Source organism: Streptomyces sp. NRRL WC-3605 (assembly GCF_001509795.1).
GTDB lineage: Bacteria > Actinomycetota > Actinomycetes > Streptomycetales > Streptomycetaceae > Streptomyces > Streptomyces viridochromogenes.
Genome location: NZ_LLZN01000082.1, coordinates 13,139 through 31,003, shown reverse-complemented (window position 1 = coordinate 31,003; position 17,865 = coordinate 13,139). Strand labels below are relative to the sequence as shown.

At 71.7% G+C, this 17,865-nt stretch carries 12 protein-coding genes; 7 read left to right on the top strand and 5 right to left on the bottom strand.

Features of this window, described 5'->3' with window-relative positions; all coding sequences use genetic code 11:
• The first annotated feature begins 412 nt into the window (after positions 1–412).
• A complete protein-coding gene (locus tag ADL34_RS27650; protein ID WP_062673429.1) occupies positions 413–862 on the top strand; it encodes a PTS sugar transporter subunit IIA in 450 nt (149 codons plus the stop codon).
• 86 nt (positions 863–948) lie between these two features.
• The gene (gene ptsP, locus ADL34_RS27645; protein ID WP_062673427.1) at positions 949–2,619 is read left to right on the top strand and encodes a phosphoenolpyruvate--protein phosphotransferase; all 1,671 of its coding nucleotides are present in this window, start codon (positions 949–951) and stop codon (positions 2,617–2,619) included.
• Between the two features lie 60 nt (positions 2,620–2,679).
• Here ptsP and ADL34_RS27640 read toward each other — a convergent pair whose 3' ends face one another.
• Positions 2,680–3,582 (bottom strand): hypothetical protein, encoded by a 903-nt coding sequence (locus ADL34_RS27640; RefSeq protein ID WP_062673425.1) that lies wholly within the window; start codon positions 3,580–3,582, stop codon positions 2,680–2,682.
• Positions 3,583–3,703: 121 nt separating this feature from the next.
• Positions 3,704–5,671: an acetoacetate--CoA ligase gene (locus ADL34_RS27635; RefSeq protein ID WP_062673423.1), complete on the bottom strand. Its 1,968-nt coding sequence runs from the start codon at positions 5,669–5,671 to the stop codon at positions 3,704–3,706.
• Between the two features lie 213 nt (positions 5,672–5,884).
• Here ADL34_RS27635 and ADL34_RS27630 point away from each other — a divergent pair, with 213 nt between their 5' ends.
• The gene (locus ADL34_RS27630) at positions 5,885–8,260 is read left to right on the top strand and encodes a TIM-barrel domain-containing protein (protein WP_062673422.1); all 2,376 of its coding nucleotides are present in this window, start codon (positions 5,885–5,887) and stop codon (positions 8,258–8,260) included.
• Here the strand turns inward: ADL34_RS27630 and ADL34_RS27625 are convergent.
• Positions 8,251–8,787 (bottom strand): NUDIX domain-containing protein, encoded by a 537-nt coding sequence (locus ADL34_RS27625; protein ID WP_062673420.1) that lies wholly within the window; start codon positions 8,785–8,787, stop codon positions 8,251–8,253. The genes ADL34_RS27630 and ADL34_RS27625 overlap by 10 nt on opposite strands.
• Positions 8,788–8,979: 192 nt before the next feature.
• Here ADL34_RS27625 and ADL34_RS27620 point away from each other — a divergent pair, with 192 nt between their 5' ends.
• From ADL34_RS27620 to glpK, 4 genes are all read left to right on the top strand, one after another.
• A complete protein-coding gene (locus ADL34_RS27620) occupies positions 8,980–9,426 on the top strand; it encodes a Zn-ribbon domain-containing OB-fold protein (RefSeq protein ID WP_062673418.1) in 447 nt (148 codons plus the stop codon).
• On the top strand, positions 9,423–10,613 hold the full coding sequence (locus ADL34_RS27615; protein ID WP_062673416.1) for a lipid-transfer protein: 1,191 nt from the start codon (positions 9,423–9,425) through the stop codon (positions 10,611–10,613). Before ADL34_RS27620 ends, ADL34_RS27615 begins: the two co-directional genes overlap by 4 nt.
• Positions 10,614–11,189: 576 nt before the next feature.
• Positions 11,190–11,915 (top strand): MIP/aquaporin family protein, encoded by a 726-nt coding sequence (locus ADL34_RS27610; protein ID WP_062673414.1) that lies wholly within the window; start codon positions 11,190–11,192, stop codon positions 11,913–11,915.
• 22 nt (positions 11,916–11,937) lie between these two features.
• Positions 11,938–13,449, top strand: a complete 1,512-nt coding sequence (gene glpK / locus ADL34_RS27605; protein ID WP_062673412.1) for a glycerol kinase GlpK — start codon at positions 11,938–11,940, stop codon at positions 13,447–13,449.
• A 179-nt stretch (positions 13,450–13,628) separates the two neighbouring features.
• Here glpK and ADL34_RS27600 read toward each other — a convergent pair whose 3' ends face one another.
• Positions 13,629–14,234 (bottom strand): GTP-binding protein, encoded by a 606-nt coding sequence (locus tag ADL34_RS27600; RefSeq protein ID WP_062673410.1) that lies wholly within the window; start codon positions 14,232–14,234, stop codon positions 13,629–13,631.
• Positions 14,215–17,865 (bottom strand): hydantoinase B/oxoprolinase family protein, encoded by a 3,651-nt coding sequence (locus ADL34_RS27595; RefSeq protein ID WP_062673408.1) that lies wholly within the window; start codon positions 17,863–17,865, stop codon positions 14,215–14,217. The genes ADL34_RS27600 and ADL34_RS27595 overlap by 20 nt, the downstream gene beginning before the upstream one ends.

The following is a 17,865-nucleotide window of genomic DNA, read 5'->3' as shown; positions in this document are numbered from 1 at the left end:
ATCTGGCGTTGACTTTTGGCACGCTGTTGAGTTCTCAAGGAACGGACGCTTCCTTCGTACTCACCCTCTCGGGCTTTCCTCCGGGCGCTTCCCTTCGGTGTTCCAAACTCTATCAGTGTTTTTCCGTCCTCCTGACCACCGTTCCGCAGGCATGCAGAAAGGGATCCGAAGATAGGATCTGACAAGTTTGAGTGCTGCCGGGCCACGACACACAGCGGCGTCGCTCACCCCCAAGCAGGAGTACGACTGTACACGCGCCCGACGAGCGGGTGCAAATCGGTTTGCTGTATGGTCTAGACCACTCTGGAGTGCTCGCACGGAATCGGCACTTCATGTGACATACCCTGCTCAACAGTGCCGTCCCGCACAGGCAGAGACGGCCCTATCGATCTCCACCCCTGGGAGGCTTCCCATGACCACCGTGACGTCCCCGCTCGCCGGACGCGCCGTCGGACTGGCGTCCGTACCGGATCCGGTCTTCTCCGGGGCCATGGTCGGCCCGGGCACCGCTATCGACCCCGTCCGTGAGCCCTCCGAGGCCGTGTCCCCGGTGGATGGAGTTGTCGTCTCGCTCCATCCGCACGCTTTCGTCGTCGTCGACGACCAGGGCCACGGCGTCCTCACCCACCTCGGCATCGACACCGTGCAGCTGAACGGTGAGGGCTTCGAGCTGCTGGTGAGCAAGGGCGACACCGTTACGCGCGGCCAGGCCGTCGTCCGCTGGGACCCGTCCGCGGTCGAGGCGGCCGGCAAGTCCCCGGTGTGCCCTGTCGTCGCGCTCGAGGCCACGGCCGAGGCGCTGTCCGAGCTCCGTGAGAGCGGGGAAGTGAAGGCCGGCGACAGTCTCTTCGCCTGGAAGTGACTTCACCGCCGTCGTACGGCGGCGCACAGGTAGCGATCACAACCACCGCGGCGGCGGGGCCCGCCGCGTCAACGGAGACGGGTGAGATGGAGACAACGCTGCGAGGCGTCGGCGTGAGCCACGGTGTGGCGATCGGCGAGGTACGGCACATGGGGACGGCGGTCCTGGAACCGCCGGCCAAGCAGATCCCGGCGGAGGACGCCGAGCGTGAACAGGGGCGCGCTCGCAAGGCCGTGGAGGCGGTGGCCGCCGATCTGACGGCACGCGGCAACCTGGCGGGCGGCGAGGCCCAGGCCGTGCTCGAGGCGCAGGCCATGATGGCCCAGGACCCCGAGCTGATGGCCGACGTCGAGCGTCGTATCGCCGTCGGCAGCACGGCCGAGCGTGCCGTGTACGACGCCTTCGCCGCCTACCGCGAGCTGCTGGCCGGTGCCGGCGAGTACCTGGCGGGGCGAGTCGCGGACCTCGATGACGTGCGGAACCGTATCGTCGCGCGGCTGCTGGGTGTCCCGATGCCGGGTGTCCCTGACAGTGACGAGCCGTATGTACTGGTTGCCCGTGATCTCGCTCCGGCGGACACTGCGCTGCTGGACCCGACGCTCGTCCTCGGGTTCGTGACCGAGGAGGGCGGGCCGACCAGCCACAGCGCGATCCTGGCGCGGGCCCTGGGTGTCCCCGCCGTGGTCGCGCTCCCGGGTGCCGGTGAGCTCGCCGAGGGCACGGTCGTCGCGGTGGACGGCAGCACCGGCGATGTCTTCGTGGACCCGAGTGCGCAGAAGCGGGCCGAGTTGGAGGCCGCGGCCGCCGAGCGCAGGGCCGCGCTGTCCGCTTCGACCGGTCCGGGCGCCACCGCGGACGGGCACAAGGTGCCGCTGCTGGCCAACATCGGCGGACCGTCCGACGTGCCGGCGGCCGTGGAGGCCGGTGCGGAGGGCGTGGGCCTGTTCCGCACCGAGTTCCTCTTCCTCGACGACAGCAAGCAGGCGCCGTCCGAGGAGAAGCAGGTCACGGCCTACCGCCAGGTGCTGGAGGCCTTCCCCGAGGGCCGGGTCGTCGTCCGTGTCCTGGACGCGGGCGCGGACAAGCCGCTGGACTTCCTGACGCCCGCCGACGAGCCGAATCCGGCGCTGGGTGTGCGCGGGCTGCGGACGCTGCTGGACCACCCGGACGTGCTGCGGACGCAGCTGACGGCGCTGGCCAAGGCGGCCGAGGGCCTACCGGTGTACCTGGAGGTCATGGCGCCGATGGTGGCCGACCGCGCGGACGCCAAGGCGTTCGCCGACGCGTGCCGCGAGGCGGGGCTGCGGGCCAAGTTCGGCGCGATGGTCGAGATCCCGTCGGCCGCGCTGCGGGCCCGGTCCATCCTGCAGGAGGTCGAGTTCCTTTCATTGGGGACGAACGACCTCGCGCAGTACACGTTCGCCGCGGACCGTCAGGTGGGTGCGGTGTCCCGTCTGCAGGACCCGTGGCAGCCCGCGCTGCTCGACCTGGTCGCGCTGTCCGCCGAGGCGGCGAAGGCCGAGGGCAAGAGCTGTGGCGTGTGCGGTGAGGCGGCGTCGGATCCGCTCCTGGCGTGTGTGCTGACCGGTCTGGGGGTCACCTCCCTGTCCATGGGGTCGGCGTCGATCCCGTATGTCCGGGCGACGCTGGCGAAGTACACGCTGGCCCAGTGCGAGCGTGCGGCTGCGGCGGCGCGTGCGGCGGACAGCGCCGACGAGGCGCGCAGCGCCGCTCAGGCTGTGCTGTCGGGCGAGTAGCCGGACGCGTTCGGCGGTGTGCCGGGGCGCTCCACCTGTGGGTGGGGCGCCCCTTTCACGTCAGTGCCGGTGTGCCGGTGGTGCCCCGCCGTCCCCGAGGTCGGGCGGGACGCAGTAGTCGACGCCGGATTCCGGGGAGATGAGGTCTCCGGATTCCACATCGGTGCAGTAGGCGTCGAAGACCTCGCCGGCGGTGAGGGGGACGAGGCCGTCGCCCTGGTCGCCGCGCAGGCGCCACCCGTAGACGCGGTCGGTGGTGCCTGGGGCGCTGGTGCGCATGACGAGGCCGCCGGGGCTGCGCGTGGCGAGGCCGAGGGCGAGGACGGTGGTGAACTCCAGCAGTTCGGCCTCGTCGAGGTGGTGGGTCCCGTCGGGCTGCCGGTCGGCGTGGAGGACGGCGAGGAGGGTTTCCGGGGTGCCCGTCACGCTGCACACGAGGTGGCGGTTGCCGGGTGGGGCGGTGTCGAGGACGCGGGTGACGAGGTGGGAGGCGCGGGCGAAGGTCGCGCGGCCGATGTCCTCGCCGCAGGTGGCACAGGGGCCGAGGCGTGCCAGGAGCGTGGCGGCGTACTCCCAGGTGGCCTGCCGGACGGCTTCGTCGACGAGTTCCGGGACGAGCTCCGTGAGGGGGCGGCCGTCGTAGGGGACGGTGGGGCCGGTCGTCGCGAGTTCGGCGGTGAAGCGGGTGCGGCTGGCCGGGGTGTCGGGTTCGAGGCCGGTGCCGGCGCAGAAGGCGGCGTAGTCCTCCGGATCGAACAGGGCGATCGTGGTGTGGCTGCCCTGGGCCGCGCGGGTGCGGAGGAGGGCCTCGACCTGGTCGAGGTAGGTCGTGTGGTCGTCGAAGGTGAAGCTGCGGTACCGGCGCATGACCCGGAAGTCGTGTTCGTCGGTGAGCAGGCCGATCGTGCCGGCGATCTCGCGGCGCAGGACGTGGCGCATGGTGCGGTGGTCGGTGTCCGTCATCGTTCCCCCTGTGAGCAGTGCGGCGATCAATGCTCACTCACAGTAACCAGGGCCACTGACAACGGGCCCGCCCTCGGCCCCGGCCTCCCGCGGTGTGGGGAAGTCCGGGGCCGAGGGGTGGTCAGGCTCGCTTGCGGGCCAGGTCCTCGTAGAAGTGGAGGAGGTCGAGGTTGTCGATGGAGCCCGGGTTGACGGCCTTGTCGAGCGGGGTGCCTTGCAGGAGGCGCTTGACCGGGACCTCGATGCGCTTGCCGGTGAGGGTGTGGGGGACGCCGGGGACCTCGATGATCTCGTCCGGGATGTGGCGCGGGGAGAGCTCTTCGCGGATGGTCTGTTTGATGCGGCCGAGCAGGGCGTCGTCGAGGACCGCGCCGGGCACCAGGTGGACGAACAGGGGCATCCAGTAGCCACCGTCGGGTTGTTCGATGCCGATGACCAGGGATTCCCTGATCTCGGGCAGGCGCTCCACCGCCTCGTAGATGTCGGCGGATCCCATGCGGACGCCCTGGCGGTTCAGGGTCGAGTCGGAGCGGCCGTGGATGACGACGGAGCCGCGTGAGGTGACGGTGATCCAGTCGCCGTGACGCCACACGCCGGGGTAGGTGTCGAAGTAGCTGTCGTGGTACCGGGTGCCTTCGGGGTCGTTCCAGAAGTAGACCGGCATGGACGGCATGGGGTTGGTGACGACGAGTTCGCCGACCTCGTCGACGAGGGGTTTGCCGCTGGGGTCCCAGGACTGCAGGTCGGTGCCGAGCCCGGGCGCCTGGAGTTCGCCGATGTGGACGGGCAGGGTGGGGACGGCCCCGGCGAAGCAGGAGCACACGTCCGTGCCGCCGCTGACGGAGGCGATCCACAGGTCGTCGCGGACCTCGTCGTGGAGCCAGCGGAAGCCGTCGGGAGGCAGGGGCGAGCCGGTGGTGGCGACGCACTGCACCTTGGAGAGGTCGAAGTCGCGGCCCGGGTGGACGCCGGCCTTGCGGCAGGCCATGACGTAGGCGGCCGAGGTGCCGTAGAGGGTGGCTCCGGTGCGTTCGGCGATCCGCCACTGGGCGCCCGTGTCCGGGTAGCCGGGGCTGCCGTCGTAGAGGACGACCGTGGTGCCGGTGAGGAGGCCGGAGACGAGGAAGTTCCACATCATCCAGCCCGTCGAGGTGTACCAGAAGAACCGGTCGTCGGGGCCGAGGTCGCAGTGCAGGCCGAGCTGCTTGAGGTGTTCGACGAGAATGCCGCCCTGGGACTGCACGATGGCCTTGGGCAGGCCGGTGGTGCCGGAGGAGTAGAGCACCCACAGGGGGTGGTCGAAGGGCACCTGTTCGAAGACGGGCTCCTGGTCGGCGGCGGTGAGGGCCGACCAGTCCAGGGCGCCCTCGGGTGCGTCCGTGCCGAGGAGCGGGATGTGCACGACCGCGCGCAGGGTGGGCAGTTCGCGGCGCAGTTCGGCGACGACGGCGCGGCGGTCGTGTTCCTTGCCGCCGTAGCGGTAGCCGTCGACGGTGAAGAGGACGACCGGTTCGATCTGCTGGAAGCGGTCGAGGACGCTGCGGGCGCCGAAGTCGGGGGCGCAGGAGGTCCAGACGCCGCCGACGGCGGCGGTGGCGAGCAGGGCGACGACGGCCTGCGGGATGTTCGGGAGGTAGCCGCTGACGCGGTCTCCGGGGCGTACGCCGAGGGCGCGCAGTTCGGCGGCGAGGGAGCCGACCTGGCGGCGGAGCTCGGCCCAGGTGACGGGCTGGGGTTCGTGGGTCTCGTCGACGTGCAGGAGGGCGGGTTCGTCGGGGCGGGTGGCGGCGGCGCGCAGGGCGTGTTCCGCGTAGTTGAGGGTGGCGCCGGGGAACCACTGCGCGCCGGGCATCGAGCGGTCGCCCAGCACGCGCGTGCAGGGGCTCGTGAAGCGGACGTCGAACCACTCCGTGACGGCTTTCCAGAAGGTCTCCAGCTCGTCGACCGACCAGCGGTGCAGCGCCGCGTAGCCTCCGTCGGCCGGGGCGCCGTGGTGCTCGGCGGCCCAGGTCTGGAACCTGGTGATCTGCGCGTCGGCGATGCGCTGCGGATCTGGCTGCCACAGCGGCTGCGGGTTCTCGATCGTCATGGGGTGGCTCCCGGACTCTGCGCGTCGTGTGCGTCGGCCGCGCACGGCGGGGGTGTGCGCGTGACGCGGATGACACGGACGATGCCATGTGATCGACTTCGGCACCAGGGTGCACCGCACATAGTCCGTGTCGTGAAGATGTGGTCCGGGCACGAGTGAACGGCAGTTGAACGACCCCCCGCGTGTGGGGCCCTCAATGGCAGGCTGAGCAGCATGAACGGTCGTGACCTGGTGCGTTCGATGAAGGCGGTGGGCGCTGCGGGGGCCGCCCATGCCGTGCGCACCCTGAGGGGGGCGTGGCGTACGCGGCGTGCCGATGCCGCCGGGTTGCCGCCGAGGGGGCCCGAGCGGGCCCGGGTGCCGGGCACCGTGCAGGAGGTGCGGCCCGGCCCAGGGGGCGGCGTCATCCGGTTCAGCCGCTCCGAGCTGCGGGTGATCGTGGCGGTGAACGGGGCGGTCTTCTGGGGGTGGGACGGGGCCTGCCCCGAACCGTCGTACGCGCTCGCGGGGTCTCCCGAGCCGGATGCCCGGGCGGTGCTGGAGCCGGACACGGAGGGCGGCTGGCGGGTGGTCGCCGAGCGCGTGACGGTGGTGATCTCGCGGCACGGCGCCGTGGAGGTGCAGACGCCCGGTGGGGTGCTGGTGCGCCGGGATCAGCCGCCGCGGTGGTGGGAGCCGGTCGGTGGCGGGGTGGCGCGGTGGACGCAGCGGTCCGAGGTCGCCGCGGACGCCCGGTTCTTCGGGCTGGGCGGGCGGGCGTCGGGGCCGCGTCTGAGGGGTGGCACCTACCGGTTGTGGAACACGGATCCGGGCCGTGCGTTCGGGCCTGCCGACGATCCGCTGTACATCACCATGCCGGTGCAGCTGGTGGTGGCGGACGCGGCGTCGCATCTGGTGTTCCACGACACGTCGTGGGACGGCACGGTCACGCTGCGCGAGGGCGAGGAGGGCGCCGGTTCGGGGCACGACCGTCCCGGCGCGAGTGTGCTGCGGATGCAGGGCGGGCCGCTGCGGTGCTGGGTGATGGTGGGCACCCCCGCGCGCGTGCTGCTCGTCTGGGCGTCACTCACCGGTGCGCCCACACCGCCTCCGTCGTGGGCTCTGGGGCACCATCACGCGCGGTGGGGTTTCGGCGGCGCGCGCGAGGTGCGCCGGATCGTCTCGGGCTATGTGGAGCGGGGCCTGCCGCTGGACGCGGTCCATCTGGACATCGACCACTACGACGGTCACCGGGTGTTCTCGGTCGACCAGGAGGCGTTCGGGAAGCTGCCGGAGCTCGCCGAGGACCTGCGCGAGGAAGGGGTGCGGCTGGTGTCGATCGTGGACCCGGCGGTCGCGGCGGAGCCGGGCGACGCCGTGTACGACGGCGGGAGCGCCGAGGACGTGTTCGTGCGGGATGCCGCGGGCCGTGTGGTGCGCGGGGTGGCCTGGCCCGGCGAGGTGGTCTTCCCGGACTTCACGCACGCGCGTGCGCGTCGGTGGTGGGGCGCCCTGTACGCGGAGCGGCTCGGGCAGGGCTTCGCGGGGTTCTGGCACGACATGAACGAGCCGACCTCGTTCGCGGCCTTCGGGGAGCCGACGCTTCCCCGTTCGGCGCGGCACGCGCTGGAGGGCCGGGGCGGGGACCACCGGGAGGCGCACAACGTGTACGGCCTGAACATGGCCAGGGCCGGGTACGAGGGGCTGCGGGACCTGGCTCCCGAGCAGCGGCCCTTCGTGTTCTCGCGGTCCGGCTGGGCGGGGATGCAGCGCTACGGAGGAGCGTGGTCCGGTGACGTGGCCACGGGTTGGCCGGGTCTGCGCGCGTCGCTGTCGCTGGTCATGGGGCTCGGTCTGTGCGGGGTGCCTTTCTCGGGGCCCGATGTGGGCGGCTTCGACGGCTGCCCGTCTCCGGAGCTGTATCTGCGCTGGTTCCAGATGGCCGCCTATCTGCCGCTGTTCCGCACGCACGCGGGTCTGCGGGCGGGACGCCGGGAGCCGTGGGAGTTCGGCCCCCTCGTGCTGGAGCACGCGCGTGTGGCGCTCGTCGAGCGTCGCCGGCTGCTGCCGTACTTCGTGACGCTGGCGCATCTGGCCGGGCGTACGGGCGCGCCCTATGTCCGTCCTCTGTGGTGGTCGGCGCCCGACGACCGGCGGCTGCGCGACTGTGAGGACGCCTTCATGCTCGGTGACGGTCTGCTGGTCGCGCCGGTGCTGGAGCGGGGCGTCGAGCGGCGTGCGGTGCGGCTGCCGAGGGGGCGCTGGTACGACACGGCGACGGAGCGGGCGTACGAGGGGCCCGGGGAGGTGTTCGTCGACGCGCCGCTGTCACGGATCCCGGTGCTGGCGCAGTCGGGCGCCGTCGTCCCCGTGCGGGGGGACGACGGCGGGCTGGAGCTGGAGGTGTGGGCTCCCGCCCCCGGATGCACCGGGGGCGGGCTGGTGGTGCCGGACCCCGGCGACGGCTGGGAGGAGCCCGTGATCGAGCGCTACGCCACCCGCTGGGAGGGCGAGGAACTGGTCGTCGAGCTGGAGCACGAGGACGGCGCGATCCCGTCGCCCCGTCCTGTGCGGGTGCGCGGGCTCGGCGGACGCCGGGCTCAGATGTAGCGGCCCTCGAAGAACGCCTGGACGGCCAGCGTGTGCAGGGGGAAGGCGAGTTCCTCCGGCCTGCGCAGGAGCTGCCATCCCTCGGTCTCGTCGGTCGCGGCGGAGGCCGGCAGGCGGTCGGCGGGGCGCTCGGGGAGCAGACCGAAGAGCAGCAGATGCCCGTCGGGCGAGCTCATCGCGTCGACGAGCCGCACGTCGCGTGCGGCGGCGTCGAGGCCGGTCTCCTCCTTGAGTTCGCGGACGACGGCCTGCCGCCAGTCCTCCCGGTCGTCGATGTAGCCGCCGGGCAGGGCGACGCCTCCGCGCGCGGGGGCGATGCTCCGGGTGATGACGACCAGGGCGGTTCCCTTGGTGTCGTACACGGGCTGGAGGGCGATGGCCACGGGCAGCGGGTTGCGGTAGGCCACGGTGCCGCACGCGGAGCAGGTGCGCGGCCAGCCGGAAACGCCCTCTCCGTAGGGCGCGCCGCAGCTCGAACAGTGGGAGTTCGCCGCGGAGTTGGGGTCGGAGTGCTGAGATTCGGACACGCGCGGACTGTATCCGATCAGTGGAAGGGCGTCTTCCGGGGGCCGGTATATGGCTGCGCGGCAGGGAGGTCGGCCGGGGCGGGCGCTGGAACGTCGGCCTCCGCCCCCCGGGGCCGACGCGGGCCCCTGCCGTTCGGCGGCTGCCTCTGGCACACTTCTGACGTCCCGTCAGATTCGGCGCCGGGAGGGCTCATGCCGCGTACGCGTACGCCTGTTGTCGCCGGGTGGTTCACCGGCGACGGGGACGGCTTCCGGCTGCTGGGCACGCGGTGTTCCGCCTGTTCGACGGTCTTCTTCCCCCGGGAGGACGTCCACTGCCGCAACCCTCATTGCGGCGGCGGCCGGCTGACAGAGGAGCCGCTGTCCTCGCGCGGGCACGTCTGGTCGTTCACCGACAGCCGGTACCGGCCTCCGTCACCCTATGTGACGGACCCGGAACTTTCCTGGGCGGCGTGCACGTTGATCGCTGTGGAGCTTCCGGCCGAGCGGCTCGTGGTGCTGGGGCAGGCGGCTCCTGGGATCACCGTCGCCGATCTGACGGTGGGCATGGAGGTGCGGGCCGTCCCCGGTGTGCTGCACGAGGACGCGGAGACGACCTGGACGACCTGGCACTGGCGGCCTACGGGGGTGGAGGCATGACGCGGGATGTGGCCGTGCTCGGCGCGGGCATGCATCCGTGGGGCAAGTGGGGACGCGGCTTCGTCGAGTACGGCGTGCGGGCGGCCCGCGCGGCGCTCGCGGACGCGGGACTGGAGTGGCGGGACGTCGGGTCGGTAGTCGGCGCGGACACGGTGCGTGGCGGCTACCCGGGGTACGTGGCCGGAGCGACGTTCGCCAAGGCGCTCGGCTGGCAGGGTGCCCGTGTCACGAGCGTCTACGCGGCCTGCGCCTCGGGAGCCCAGGCCATCGCCACCGCGCGGGCGCAGATCCTCGCGGGCCTGGCGGACGTGGTGCTGGTGGTGGGGGCCGACGCCGCCCCCAAGGGGTTCTTCCGGCCCGCGGGCGGGGACCGTCCGGACGACCCGGACTGGCTGCGTTTCCGCCTCCTCGGGGCGACGAATCCGGTGTACTTCGGGCTGTACGCGCGCCGGCGGATGGCGGTGCACGGGGACACGCTGGAGGACTTCGCACAGGTCAAGGTCAAGAACGCCGCCCTGGGCGCCCGGAACCCGTACGCCCGCTACCGCAAGGCGGTCACCGCCGAGGAGGTGGCCGTATCGGCCGTGGTCGCCGATCCGCTGCGGCTCCTCGACATCTGCGCGACCTCCGACGGCGGGGCCGCGCTCGTACTGGCGGGCATGGACTTCGCCCGCCGGCACGGCGCAGGTGATGCCGTGCGGATCCGGGCGGTGTCCACGGTGACGCCGCGCTTCCCGAGCACCGTCCTGGACCTGCCCGACATCGCGACGGACTCCGCCGTCGCGGTGCGGCCCGGTCCCGAGACGTTCCGGGAGTCGATCGCGCGGGAGGCGTACGAGGAGGCCGGGGTCGGCCCCGGGGACCTGTCCCTGGCGGAGGTGTACGACCTGTCGACCGCTCTGGAGTTGCAGTGGTACGAGGATCTGGGCCTGTGCGGTGCCGGCGAGGCCGTGAAGCTGCTGCGGGAGGGGGCGACGGCGCCGGGCGGGCGCATACCGGTGAACACGAGCGGAGGGCTCGCCTCGTTCGGTGAGGCGGTTCCGGCGCAGGCGATCGCTCAGGTGTGCGAGCTGACGTGGCAGTTACGCGGAGTCGCCGGTGACCGGCAGGTCCCCGACGCCCGTGTGGGCCTCGCCGCGAATCAGGGGTTGTTCGGGCACGGCTCCGCGGTGGTCGCCGTGCGGTGAGGGCCCCGGACGGCTGCCACCGGCAGGCTGCGTGGCGCCCGGGGCGGCGAAGGCCACGGTCGGCGGCGCGGGCGGGCGGTGGCGGACCCGGGCAGACGGTGAGATTCTTCTGTTGCAAGGTCGGCGGAGGCCATCCGATCGACCTGATGTGAGCCATGGTCAGTGGCCACTGCCCGGCTCGGCAGGAGCTGGCCCGCCTGTCGTCCGTGCAGGGCCGCGTCGTTCGTCCCGCACCCGAGCGGGCGTGCCACGGACCGGGTCGGTGACGGCCGGTGGCCGTCGGCACGTCCCACAACCGTCGGCGTCCGCGACCTTGACGCCCCTCGGACGCCGGTGAACACTTCCCGGTGTCAGCCGACATCGCCCCATATTTGTCGGCGTATCCACGCAGAGCGCCGCGCGGTTGCGCCCGTATCAAGGCCCTCCCCCCTCCGGCGACTCGGTTGCGACGGCAAGCTCGTCACGGACGCCGGGCGGGGCGCGGGACACGCCCCGCCTTCGGCTGAAGTCGCCAAGGGAACGCACCCCGCACGGAGAAACCGGGGCCGATCGTCCCGGCCAGGCCTAGGAGCCGCCATGAGCAATGGAGACATCTTCGTCGGTGAGGTCATAGGCACCGCGATTCTGATCCTGTTCGGCGCCGGAGTGGTCGCCGCCGTCATCCTGAACTACTCGAAGGCGAAAGACGGTGGCTGGATCGTCATCGCGTTCGGATGGGGTTTCGCCGTCATGGCGGGCGCCTACACCGCCGCCCCGCTGTCCGGTGGGCATCTCAATCCAGCCGTGACACTCGGGATCGCCATCGACACGGGCGACTGGGACAAGGTCCCCCTGTACATCGCCGGCCAGATGGTGGGCGCGATGCTGGGGGCGGTGCTGTGCTGGCTGGTCTACTTCGCGCAGTTCCAGGCCAACGCCGACAAGGACATCGCACAGCCGACGCTGGGGATCTTCTCCACGGCGCCGGCGATCCGCCATCCCGTGGCGAACCTCATCACGGAGATCATCGCGACGATCGGTCTGGTGCTGCCGATCCTGGCGTTCGGGCTGACCAAGGGGCTCGCCCTGTCCGGGACCGGGATCCTGATCGTCTCGCTGCTGGTGGTCGGCATCGGTCTGTCCCTCGGCGGTCCCACGGGATACGCGATCAACCCGGCCCGTGACCTGGGCCCTCGCATCATCCACTCCCTGCTGCCGATCCCCAACAAGGGGACGTCGGACTGGGGCTACGCGTGGATTCCGGTGGTCGGACCGCTGATCGGCGGGGTGCTGGCGGGCCTCATCTTCAACGCAGCTTTCTGACGGATACGACGAAGGGGACGTCATGACGGACAAGTTCGTCGCCGCGATCGACCAGGGCACGACCTCCAGCCGCTGCATCGTCTTCAACCACGACGGCGCCATCGTCGCCGTCGACCAGCGGGAGCACCGGCAGATCTTCCCGAAGCCCGGCTGGGTGGAGCACGACGCGACCGAGATCTGGTCCAAGGTGCAGGCGGTCGTCGCCGGTGCGCTCGCGAAGGCGGGGCTGAAGGCCCACCAGCTCAGCGCACTCGGCATCACCAACCAGCGCGAGACGACCGTCCTGTGGGACCGCGCGACGGGCAAACCGGTGCACAACGCCATCGTGTGGCAGGACACGCGTACGGCCGCGCTGTGCGCCCAGCTGGGCGGCGCGGAGGGGCAGGACCGCTTCCGTGAGCAGACCGGGCTGCCGCTGGCCAGCTATTTCTCCGGGCCCAAGGCGGCCTGGCTGCTGGACAACGTGCCCGGCCTGCGGGACCGGGCCGAGCGCGGGGAGATCGCGTTCGGCACGATCGACTCCTGGTTGATCTACAACCTCACCGGCGGGACCGACGGCGGCAAGCACGTCACCGACGTGACGAACGCCGGACGCACGATGCTGATGAACCTGCAGACCCTCCAGTGGGATCCGTCGATCCTGTCGGCCATGAACGTGCCCGAGGCGATGCTGCCGGAGATCAAGTCGTCCGCCGAGGTGTACGGCACCGCCGTCGGCCAGCTCGCCGGGGTGCCGGTCGCCTCGGCGCTCGGCGACCAGCAGGCCGCCGTGTTCGGGCAGGCCTGCTACGACGTGGGCAGTGCGAAGAACACCTACGGCACCGGAAGCTTCCTGCTGCTCAACACCGGCAACCGTCCGGTGCCGTCGAAGAGCGGGCTGCTGACGACGATGGGCTACAAGATCGGCAGCGAGGCGCCGGTGTACTGCCTGGAGGGCGCGATCGCCATCACGGGCGCCCTGGTCCAGTGGTTCCGCGACCAGCTCGGCATCATCCGGACCGCCGACGACATCGAGCCGCTGGCGGCGAGCGTCGAGGACAACGGCGGCGCCTACATCGTGCCCGCCTTCTCCGGCCTCTTCGCGCCGTACTGGCGTTCGGACGCACGCGGTGTCGTCACCGGTCTGACCCGGTACGTCACGAAGGCGCACCTGGCCCGCGCCGTCCTGGAGGCGACGAGCTGGCAGACGCGGGAGGTGGTGGACGCCATGGTCCAGGACTCCGGGGTGCACATCACGAGCCTGAAGGTCGACGGCGGCATGACGAAGAACAACCTGCTCATGCAGCACCAGGCCGATGTGCTGGACGTGCCGGTGATCCGGCCGAAGATCTCCGAGACGACCTGCCTGGGCGCCGCCTATGCGGCCGGCCTGGCGACCGGCGTGTGGAACGACCTGGACGAGCTCAAGTCGCACTGGGCGAAGGACGCCGAGTGGACGCCCTCCATGTCGGCCGAGGAGCGGGACCGCGAGTACCACAACTGGCGCAAGGCGGTGGAGAAGAGCTTCGGCTGGGAGGAGGACGGCGACAGCTGAGGCGGTTCGCCCCGGGACCGGTGCCTCCCCGTGGGGTACCGGTCCCGGTGTAAGGGGCTCGCAACGGGGCACACGCGTGTGCGAGCCGCGCGAACCCACAGGCGCGTGGCCCAGGGGCCGCGGCCCGTACCCCTGTCGGCGGGGGTAGGGGCCGCGGCTCTCGCCGGATCTCGGTGATGTCAGGTGGTCACGGCCTCGCGGCGCTCCGCCTGGAACGCCATGGCGTGCTGGACGACGCCGATCAGGACCTCCTTGACCGACTCGCGGTCCCGGGCGTCGGTCAGGAGCAGCGGTACGCCCGGGTCGAGGTCCAGGGCCTGCCGTACCGTCTCCGCGGGGTAACGGGCGGCCCCCTCGAAGCAGTTGACGCCGACGACGAAGGGGATGCCGCGCCGCTCGAAGTAGTCGACGGCCGCGAAGCAGTCCTGGAGCCGGCGGGTGTCGGCCAGGACGACGGCTCCGAGCGCCCCCTCGGACAACTCGTCCCACATGAACCAGAACCGCTCCTGTCCGGGTGTGCCGAAGAGGTACAGCACCAGGTCCTCGCGCAGGGTGATGCGGCCGAAGTCCATGGCCACGGTGGTGGTGCGCTTGCCCTCGACACCGCTCGTGTCGTCGACCGGCCGTCCGGCCTCGGTGAGCAGTTCCTCGGTGCGCAGCGGCCGGATCTCGCTGACCGCGCCGACGAGCGTGGTCTTCCCCACGCCGAAGCCGCCGGCCACGAGGATCTTGAGCGTGACGGGCTCGACCGGAGGCTTCCCGCGCTCAGAACGCCCGAAGATCATCGATCTCTTCTCCTGCTTGGTGGGGGTCGCGCGGCGGTGGGCCGTAGCCTCCGCCGCCGGGGGTTTCGACGACGAGTACGTCGCCGGGGCCGACGTCGGCCGAGTCGCTTCCGGCCAGTGTCGTGACCGTGCCGTCCGCGTGTTCGACGCGGTTGGTGCCGAGGGCGCCGGGTGCGCCGCCCGCCATGCCGTACGGCGGCACCCTGCGGTGCTGGGACAGCGTCGAAACGGTCATGGGTTCGAGGAAGCGGATGCGGCGCACGGCGCCGTCGCCGCCGCGCCACCGTCCGGCACCGCCGCTGCCGTGCCGGACCGCGAACTCGTCGAGCCGAACGGGCAGCCGCCACTCCAGCACTTCGGGGTCGGTCAGGCGGGAGTTCGTCATGTGGGTCTGGACGACGGGGGCGCCGGGGAATCCGTCGCCCGCGCCGGAACCGGAGGCCACGGTCTCGTAGTACTGGTGGCGCGCGTTGCCGAAGGTGACGTTGTTCATGGTCCCGGAGCCCTCCGCCTGGACGCCGAGGGCGGCGTACAGGGCACCGGTGATGGCCTGGGACGTCTCCACGTTGCCGGCGACGACGGCGGCCGGTGGTTCCGGGGCGAGCAGGGAGCCGGGCGGCACGACGATGCGCAGGGGCCGCAGGCAGCCGTCGTTGAGGGGGATGTCGTCGGCGACCAGGGTGCGGAAGACGTAGAGGACCGCGGCATTGACGACGGCGAAGGGGGCGTTGAAGTTGCTGGTCGACTGGCCGGACGTGCCGGTGAAGTCGACGGTGGCGGTGCGCTGGGCGCGGTCCACGCGCACGCGTACGCGGATGACGGCGCCCGAGTCGGTCTCGTAGGCGTATTCGCCGTCGTCGAGGGCGTCGATGACGCGGCGGACCGCTTCCTCGGCGTTGTCCTGGACGTGCCGCATGTAGGCCTGGACGACGTCGAGGCCGAAGTCGTCGATCATGCGCGCGACCTCGTCGGCGCCCTTCCGGTTGGCTGCGATCTGGGCCCGCAGGTCGGCGAGGTTGGTCGTGGGGTTGCGGGAGGGGTAGGGCGCCTCGGTGAGGAGGCGGAGGGTCTCCTCCTCGCGGAAGCGGCCGTTCTCGGCGAGCAGCCAGTTGTCGAAGAGGACGCCCTCCTCGTCGATGGTGCGGCTGTTCGCGGGCATGGAGCCCGGCGCGATGCCGCCGATCTCCGCGTGGTGGCCGCGTGAGGCGACGTAGAAGAGGATGCTCTGGTCACCCTCCGTGTCCGTGCCGGGGTCGGTCCCGAAGACCGGGGTGATCACGGTGACGTCCGGGAGGTGGGTGCCTCCGTGGTACGGGTCGTTGACGGCGTAGGTGTCGCCCGGGCGCATCCGGCCATCGCGGCGGCGGATGACCTCTTTGACGCTCGTGCCCATGGAGCCCAGGTGGACGGGGATGTGCGGGGCGTTGGCCACCAGGTTTCCGTCCGGGTCGAAGAGCGCGCAGGAGAAGTCCAGGCGCTCCTTGATGTTGACGGACTGGGCCGTGGACTCCAGCCGGGCGCCCATCTGCTCCGCGATGGACATGAAGAGGTTGTTGAAGACCTCCAGCAGAACCGGATCGACTTTCGTGTCGAGGTCGGAACTCTCCGTGACCGCCACGCGTTCCATGACCAGATGCCCGCCATCGGACGCCCCGGCTCGCCAGCCGTCGTCGACGACGGTCGTCGCACCCGACTCGGCGATGATCGCCGGGCCGGTGACGGATGCGCCGGGGGCCAGTCGCTCGCGGCGGTGCAGGGGGACGTCGCGCCAGGTGCCGCCCGTGTGGAGGGGGACGGTGCGCGGGGCCTCCGGGCCGTCCTCGCGGGCGGTGCCGGGGGGCGCGAGAGCGGAGAGATCGGGGGGTTCGGTGATGCCGGTGGCTTCGACGGAGAGGGCTTCGACGACGATCGGGCGGTCGAGCGTGAAGGAGTACGTGGCGCGATGACGTTCTTCGAAGGCCCGCCGCATGGCGTCGGGCTCGGTGAGTTCGACGGTGAGGGTGGTGTCGGTGCCGTCGTAGCGCAGTTGGGCGCGGCGGCTTACCTTGATGCGGTCGGCGGGGACGTCCTCGTCGAGGAGTTCGGTGCGGGCGGCCGCCTCCAGGTCGTCCGCGGTCTTCAGGACACCGCCCATCGAAGCGGGCTCCAGGGGTGCCTCGACGGACTGTTCCCGCATCGCCGTGGTGTCGGCCAGGCCGATGCCGAGCGCGGACAGGACACCGGCCATGGGGGGCACCAGGACGGTGCGGATGCCGAGGGAGTCCGCCACCTTGCACGCGTGCTGGCCGCCGGCGCCGCCGAAGGTGGTGAGGGCGTAGCGGGTGACGTCGTGGCCCTTCTGGACGGAGATCCGTTTCACGGCGTTGGCGATGTTGGCGACGCCGATCCGCAGGTAGCCCTCGGCGACCTGTTCCGGGGTGCGGTCGTCGCCGGTGCGGTCACGGATCTCGGCCGCGAGCGCGGTGAAGCGTTCGCGGACCAGGTCGGCGTCGAGGGGTTGGTCACCCCGGGGACCGAACACGGCGGGGAAGTGCGCGGGCTGGATGCGGCCGAGCATGACGTTGGCGTCGGTGACGGTGAGCGGGCCGCCGCCCCGGTAGCAGGCGGGCCCCGGGTCCGCGCCCGCCGAGTCCGGCCCTACGCGGTAGCGCGACCCGTCGAAGTGCAGCACCGAGCCACCGCCTGCCGCGACGGTGTGGATGTCCAGCATGGGGGCGCGCAGCCGGACCCCGGCGATCTGTGTCGTGAAGACGCGTTCGTAGTCACCGGCGAAGTGGGACACGTCGGTGGAGGTGCCGCCCATGTCGAAGCCGATGACCCGGTCGTGGCCGGCGAGCTGCGACATCCGGGCCATGCCGACGATGCCGCCCGCGGGACCCGAGAGGATGGCGTCCTTGCCGCGGAACTGCCCCGCTTCGGCGAGGCCGCCGTTGGACTGCATGAACATCAGCCGGACGCCGTCGAGCTCGTCGGCGACGTGCCGGACGTAGCGGCGCAGGACCGGCGAGAGGTAGGCGTCGACGACGGCGGTGTCCCCGCGGGGCACGAGCTTCATCAAGGGGCTGACCTCGCTGGACAGCGAGATCTGCGGAAAGCCGATACGGGCGGCGAGGCGGCCGACGGCCTGTTCGTGTCCGGGGTGCAGATGGCTGTGCAGGCAGACCACGGCGACGGCCCGGACACCGTCGTCGTACGCCTCCTGGAGGGGACCGGCGAGGGCACGCAGGTCGGGCGCGCGCAGGACGGTCCCGTCGGCCGCGATGCGCTCGTCGACCTCGACCACCCGTTCGTACAGGAGTTCCGGGAGGTCGATGCGGCGGGCGAAGATGTGCGGGCGGTTCTGGTAGGCGATGCGCAGGGCGTCACGGAAACCGCGGGTGATCACCAGGAGGGTCCGCTCGCCCTTGCGTTCGAGGAGGGCGTTCGTGGCGACGGTGGTGCCCATGCGGACGGCTTCGATCGGGTCGGTGGAGTCGCCGAGGAGTTCGCGGACGCCCGCGACGGCCGCGTCCGCGTAGCGGGCCGGGTTCTCCGACAGGAGTTTGTGGGTCAGCAGCCGGCCGTCCGGGCGGCGCGCGACGATGTCCGTGAAGGTGCCACCCCGGTCGACCCAGAACTGCCAGGCTGTCAC

Excerpts from the sequence above, each read along its gene's own strand:
- ADL34_RS27635 (WP_062673423.1), bottom strand. The coding sequence starts at position 5,671 with ATGACGATCGAGAACCCGCAGCCGCTGTGGCAGCCAGATCCGCAGCGC.
- ADL34_RS27610 (WP_062673414.1), top strand. The coding sequence starts at position 11,190 with ATGAGCAATGGAGACATCTTCGTCGGTGAGGTCATAGGCACCGCGATT.
- ADL34_RS27620 (WP_062673418.1), top strand. The coding sequence starts at position 8,980 with ATGCCGCGTACGCGTACGCCTGTTGTCGCCGGGTGGTTCACCGGCGAC.
- ADL34_RS27650 (WP_062673429.1), top strand. The coding sequence starts at position 413 with ATGACCACCGTGACGTCCCCGCTCGCCGGACGCGCCGTCGGACTGGCG.
- ADL34_RS27615 (WP_062673416.1), top strand. The coding sequence starts at position 9,423 with ATGACGCGGGATGTGGCCGTGCTCGGCGCGGGCATGCATCCGTGGGGC.
- ADL34_RS27600 (WP_062673410.1), bottom strand. The coding sequence starts at position 14,234 with ATGATCTTCGGGCGTTCTGAGCGCGGGAAGCCTCCGGTCGAGCCCGTC.
- glpK (WP_062673412.1), top strand. The coding sequence starts at position 11,938 with ATGACGGACAAGTTCGTCGCCGCGATCGACCAGGGCACGACCTCCAGC.
- ADL34_RS27640 (WP_062673425.1), bottom strand. The coding sequence starts at position 3,582 with ATGACGGACACCGACCACCGCACCATGCGCCACGTCCTGCGCCGCGAG.
- ptsP (WP_062673427.1), top strand. The coding sequence starts at position 949 with ATGGAGACAACGCTGCGAGGCGTCGGCGTGAGCCACGGTGTGGCGATC.
- ADL34_RS27630 (WP_062673422.1), top strand. The coding sequence starts at position 5,885 with ATGAACGGTCGTGACCTGGTGCGTTCGATGAAGGCGGTGGGCGCTGCG.